Genomic DNA, 4,915 nt, shown 5'->3' with positions numbered 1-4,915 from the left:
TCAACGATCTGCTCTTTAACTCCCGGCTTTCGCGCTTCATAGCGGTAGGTAAGCTGGAATACACGGTGACAGCACTGACACCGGAAGCGTTCGCGCTTAGTTGGACTAAGGCCATGTCGATAAATTTCATCTGAATGGCAGCGAGGACAATGAACAGAAACTGTAACCACGTGGAAACCTCAAATAGAGGCAGAATATCACAAAAGTCAACTATTTGAAGGCATTACCATCTATGGTATGGTGTTTACCTCGGTGATTGCGCACTGATTATCCCCCATTGATGACCCGATAATATGGGCTGCCGATCTGTTTCAGGGTAAAACGACATGATTTACCGGTTAAGAAAATACTCCGGCGCATTACTTATGGTATTCCGTTACTATCATTGCAACAGGCGTAGCGCAGAATGCGGGCGGCAATCCCCAGTGCGGAAGAGAGAAGCAGCGCCACACCATGCCCGGCAGAAAAACCGTGGGAGATAATACGTTTTTCCTTGGGCAGCGGTAGCGTTAAAAGATAGGTTAGAAAGGGTTCGCACACCATATCCGCTACCGCCCAAAAAAGAAAACCGGCGGCCGCAAGATTCAGCTGCCGGGCGGCGCTGAGGGAAAAGTAATGCCCCTGACGGTAAATACCGAATAATCGGTCAAGGGCAAACATACCGAAGCCCAGCGCGAGCAACGGCAGAGTTGTGACAAGCATACCCAGCGACATTTGCCCGAAATCGGTGAGTATTATCACCGGGTTAGTAATGACTCGTTGAGTGACAAAAAGGCCGAGTCCATAAGTATTGAGCATGATCTCGGGAATATACCAGCTCAAGATGTTAATAATAATCATTAATAAAATTATCATCAGTGTAATTTTAGACACTACTCTGCCGTAATAGATAATGGATTGGTGTTTTTCATCGTTATTCATTGTAATGGCATACTCTGCGGCTGAGAGGAAATATTTTAGCGGTTTCTGGATGAAATGTTGATGCTGATAATTGCGGAGGGTCGTTTCTTGTTATTTTAAATCACCGTAAAATGCCGATTCATTCGGTGTGCCGCGTTGATATGGCGCCGATAAATATTACCCATGCATGGCTCAATATTGACCTCGCGCGCGCAGAGGGCGCGCGCGGCGGCGCCATAACGGCCGATGTGATTGGCGGGCGGCGTTACATTCGGCGCCGCAGGCCGACTCGGGCCCAGCAGCGCCGGTTTACTCATTAACGCCGGCTTACCCATTGCTGCCGGTTTAACGATGCCGCCGGCGACCCTCTGTCCGCCAGCGACGATAGGGCCATTGGCCAGGCCGATGCGGCTGGCGCGGGACGAGTTGACCGTCACGCCAGAGGGGGTTGGCATGTCACCGTCAATCGAACCAGGCGTCCGCTGCGTTCTTGATAATGTCCAGGCTGGTATGAATCTCTTCGGGGACGATGCGGGTGAGAGACAACGGCGGCAAGCTGTCCGGATCGAAGAAACCGATATCCAGCGATTCCGGGCTTAAGCGCAACGCGCCGCCGGTTTCGCGGCAATGGAAAATCAGTTTATACACGTGCCAGGGATAGGGGGGATGGCCGTGCAGGTTACGATCCCATAATCCGAGCAGGCGGGTCGCCTCCACCTGGAGCCCGGTCTCTTCCCTGACTTCGCGGCAAACCGCCATGGATGGGCGGTCGCCAACATCGGCCCAGCCGCCGGGCAGGCTCCAGCTTGAATCGTCCGCCTCCTTGACCAGCAGGATTTTGCCCTCGCGCAGGATCAGCGCGCGGGTGTCGACCTTCGGCGTGGCATAGCCCTCCTGCTGTTTAAACGCGCTGATAAACGTCCGGGCGTCGGTGGGGGAGAGCTGCGCAAACAGCGCGCCGGCGATATCGCGAAGTTGTTCATAGCGCTCGATATCGTATGCGTCAGCGGCATAGGTCAGGCCGGTTTGCGCAAGCGCCTGAATTTTCTGTGCCATGGCCGTTAAGGCCGTGCTGGCCGCTTCGGATGAGTCCGGTAACCTAGACATTTTTCCTCCCCATAAGTCGTATAAGCCTTATTCACCGCATGCGGCGCGCGCCTGACATTGCGCCCATGCCCATAGCATCAGGCCGGCGAAGGCGATAACCATGCCGGTAGACAATAAACTGGGGGCGCCGAGGCGTTCGAGCAGTAACCCGCCCGCCATCGCACCGCCGCCGATACCGATATTAAACGCCATGACATACAGCGCCGAGGCAAATTCGGCCTTATCGGGCGCAAGCGTAATAACCCAGCTTTGCAGCGCGATAATCAAAACCGCAATAGCGCCTCCCCAGAGGGCCATAACCAGCCAGGAATAACCTGCCCACGGCCGGACCGTCAATATCAGCCATAAACTGACGAACACGCCGGCCCCGGCGAGCGCGGTCATTATCGCCGGACGCAGGGAAAGGGTACCGGCCAGCAGCGTACCGAGAGCGCCCGCCACGCCGAAGATCAATAAATGAAGCGGGATCGCCGCCCCGGCAATGTTGAGCGGTGAATGCAGCAGCGCGGTAATGTAGGTATAACAGGTGAAATGGCCGGTCACCACCAGCAGCGTAACGCCAATCGCGGCCAACAGCGGCGCTGAGGGTGCTTCTGCTCGGGGTTTCGCTCTTGGAATATCGTCTTGCAGCGACGGTAACCAGAGATAGCCGGCAACGAAAATCACCAGCCCCAGCAGCCCGAAGAGCGCGAACCCCCGCTGCCAGCCGAAAGCCTGGCCGAGCGCCGAGGATAGCGGCACACCGGCGACGATCGCGAGAGAGATACCGGCAAACACGATTGCCGTCACGCGGCTGGCGGGCATGGCGGGCGCGATTTTAATGGCATAGGCGGCGATACTTGACCAGAACACGCCATGTCCCAGCGCCGCCACAATGCGCAATATCATCAGCAGCCAATAGTGGTGGGTTACGATGGCCAGGCCATTGCACACGGCTATGATGGCCAACAGCCACAAAAACAACACGCGCCTGTCGATCCGGCGGGTCAGAAGGGTCACCGGCAGGACCGTGAGCGTGATAATCCAGGCATACCCCGTCACCAGAAAACCGACCTGTCCTTGCGTTACCTGCAAATCCTTAGCAATCAAAGGAAGGAGACCGATAGGCAAATATTCCGTCGTTTGCGAAACAAATGCCCCCAACATCAATACTAACAGAGCCTTCACCATGCGATTTTTACGTCTCTTTTTGCAAGCGTTAGGGCATCCACAGTATCCTGAAGCGGATTGCTGAAAAACAGGCTTGTATTCACGACTTTCGTGAAAAATAATCACTAATGCGGGGACGGCATGGCGCAGTGGGATAATCTCGATATTTTTGTTCAGGTCGTCAAATCAGGCAGTTTCGTGGCGGCCGCCAGGGTTAGCGGGCTATCACCATCGGCGGTGAGCAAAGCCATCACCCGTCTGGAGCAGCACCTTGCCACCCGGCTGATAAATCGTAATACCCGCAGCATGGCCCTGACCGCGGAAGGGATGCGCTATTATGAGCGTTGCCTCGGGATCCTCAACGCCGTAGAGGAAGCCAGAAATGAGCTGTTACAGGCCAACCATTCCCCCTCCGGCACGCTGCGCGTCAGTCTGGCTCAGGAAAGTCTGGTGTTTCCCTTGATGACCTCTTTCGCTGCTCGTTATCCGACTATCGTGCTCGATCTGGACTTTAGCGATCGGCTGGTAGACGTCATAGAAGAAGGCTTCGACGTCGCAATCCGCAGCGGCCATGTCGCCGATTCGCGCCTGGTGGCACGCAAAATCACCACCTACAGCTCAAGCGTAGTGGCGTCCCAAGCTTATCTCGATCGGGCGGGAGCGCCCGAGGCGCCGGCGGACTTGGCAGGCCATGCCTGCGTCCATTACCGCTTTCCCCACAGCGGTAAGCTGGAACTGTGGCAACTGAAAACGCTTTCTCCCGCCCAGTTCGCCGCGTTACCGCTGACTATGGTGTGCAACAACATGCATGCGCGGCGAGATTTCGCCAGAAAGGGCCTGGGACTTGCCTGGTTGCCCGATTATTACGTGCAGGAGGATCTTCGGCGCGGGTCATTGGTGTGCCTGCTGGAACGTTTCGCCGAACGTTGCGAGCCGCTGTGGGCGCTTTGGCCCGCCGGGCCTTTTATGCCGCTGAAAAGCCGCGTGTTTATTGATTTTCTGGGAGAAGCGCTGGGTGAGGCGACGGCGGTCGCGCGATAAGCGGCGACGAAGACGGGCTGCTATGCCACGCCTCGGCTGTTCAACGGTGAAATGACGCTTGATCGCGACACGGACGCCAAAGCGATCGAAAAGCGCCTTGCCCGAGCGCTGGGCCTGACGGTGAAAGACGCCGCAAGCTGCAAATCACTTCACGCCGGCGCGCTGGTTGGTGATAGCGGTGATCCTGGAGGCATGTCGTTTATTCATCATCAGAAGAAGAGTCGTTAATGCTTGAATAGAGGTCAAATGCAAGAACCTGATTTCTAGATAAGTACACTCTCAACTGCACGTCAAGCATGCGCCAGGGTGATACGAGACGTTATAAAACAGAAAAGCCATGATTTCCATGGCTTTTTATTCTGGTGAGACAATGCGATAGCGCGTGATGGATCTGAATATTGAGTATTGGCTTATTCGTATTGATTTTATTGTGTTTTTATCAATCAATCTTTCTTTTAAGTACACACATAAGTACACGATAATTGAAAGTATCCAATCAGTTGGCGCGAAATAGTCCATCAGCTTTTGTTAAAAATCGATTCAGTAAGATGAACTAATAAGCGCAGGTTGTTGACATACTTTACATTTCGCGGGTCTGTAAATTTTTTTGTGTAAATGGCTCCATCGCTTAACTGGAGATTCGTTCTCCATACATCAACATGAATTGGCTCATAGCAGGTTTCCAGTCTCTGAGTGGCATGGTCCATTTGGCGGAAAT

At 54.4% G+C, this 4,915-nt stretch carries 8 protein-coding genes; 2 read left to right on the top strand and 6 right to left on the bottom strand.

The window, feature by feature from the left end:
* The 5 genes from CINSTRO3249_RS12750 to CINSTRO3249_RS12730 form a co-directional block, all read right to left on the bottom strand.
* A partial coding sequence (locus CINSTRO3249_RS12750; protein WP_143146886.1) for an IS1 family transposase occupies nucleotides 1-170 on the bottom strand: 170 nt, incomplete at its 3' end.
* A gap of 193 nt (nucleotides 171-363) precedes the next feature.
* Nucleotides 364-921, bottom strand: a complete 558-nt coding sequence (locus CINSTRO3249_RS12745; RefSeq protein ID WP_074013550.1) for a hypothetical protein — start codon at nucleotides 919-921, stop codon at nucleotides 364-366.
* Between the two features lie 95 nt (nucleotides 922-1,016).
* Nucleotides 1,017-1,355, bottom strand: a complete 339-nt coding sequence (locus CINSTRO3249_RS12740) for a hypothetical protein (RefSeq protein ID WP_125933187.1) — start codon at nucleotides 1,353-1,355, stop codon at nucleotides 1,017-1,019.
* 7 nt (nucleotides 1,356-1,362) lie between these two features.
* On the bottom strand, nucleotides 1,363-2,007 hold the full coding sequence (locus CINSTRO3249_RS12735; RefSeq protein ID WP_074013548.1) for an NUDIX hydrolase: 645 nt from the start codon (nucleotides 2,005-2,007) through the stop codon (nucleotides 1,363-1,365).
* Between the two features lie 27 nt (nucleotides 2,008-2,034).
* Nucleotides 2,035-3,177, bottom strand: coding sequence for an MFS transporter (locus CINSTRO3249_RS12730; protein ID WP_084790227.1), 1,143 nt, complete (start codon nucleotides 3,175-3,177; stop codon nucleotides 2,035-2,037).
* A 120-nt stretch (nucleotides 3,178-3,297) separates the two neighbouring features.
* On the opposite strand from CINSTRO3249_RS12730, the gene CINSTRO3249_RS12725 reads away from it, so the two are divergent.
* Both CINSTRO3249_RS12725 and CINSTRO3249_RS17275 read left to right on the top strand, forming a co-directional pair.
* Complete coding sequence (locus CINSTRO3249_RS12725; RefSeq protein WP_074013547.1) at nucleotides 3,298-4,197, top strand: LysR family transcriptional regulator; 900 nt, start codon at nucleotides 3,298-3,300, stop codon at nucleotides 4,195-4,197.
* A 51-nt stretch (nucleotides 4,198-4,248) separates the two neighbouring features.
* Complete coding sequence (locus CINSTRO3249_RS17275) at nucleotides 4,249-4,425, top strand: hypothetical protein (protein WP_174249787.1); 177 nt, start codon at nucleotides 4,249-4,251, stop codon at nucleotides 4,423-4,425.
* Between the two features lie 290 nt (nucleotides 4,426-4,715).
* Here the strand turns inward: CINSTRO3249_RS17275 and CINSTRO3249_RS17455 are convergent.
* On the bottom strand, nucleotides 4,716-4,915 hold a 200-nt coding region (locus CINSTRO3249_RS17455; RefSeq protein WP_217265399.1), incomplete at its 5' end, for a hypothetical protein.

This window comes from Candidatus Sodalis sp. SoCistrobi (assembly GCF_900143145.1).
Taxonomy (GTDB): Bacteria; Pseudomonadota; Gammaproteobacteria; order Enterobacterales; family Enterobacteriaceae; genus SoCistrobi.
The sequence above is the reverse complement of the archived record's forward strand: the minus strand, read 5'-3'. Positions and strand labels throughout refer to the sequence as shown.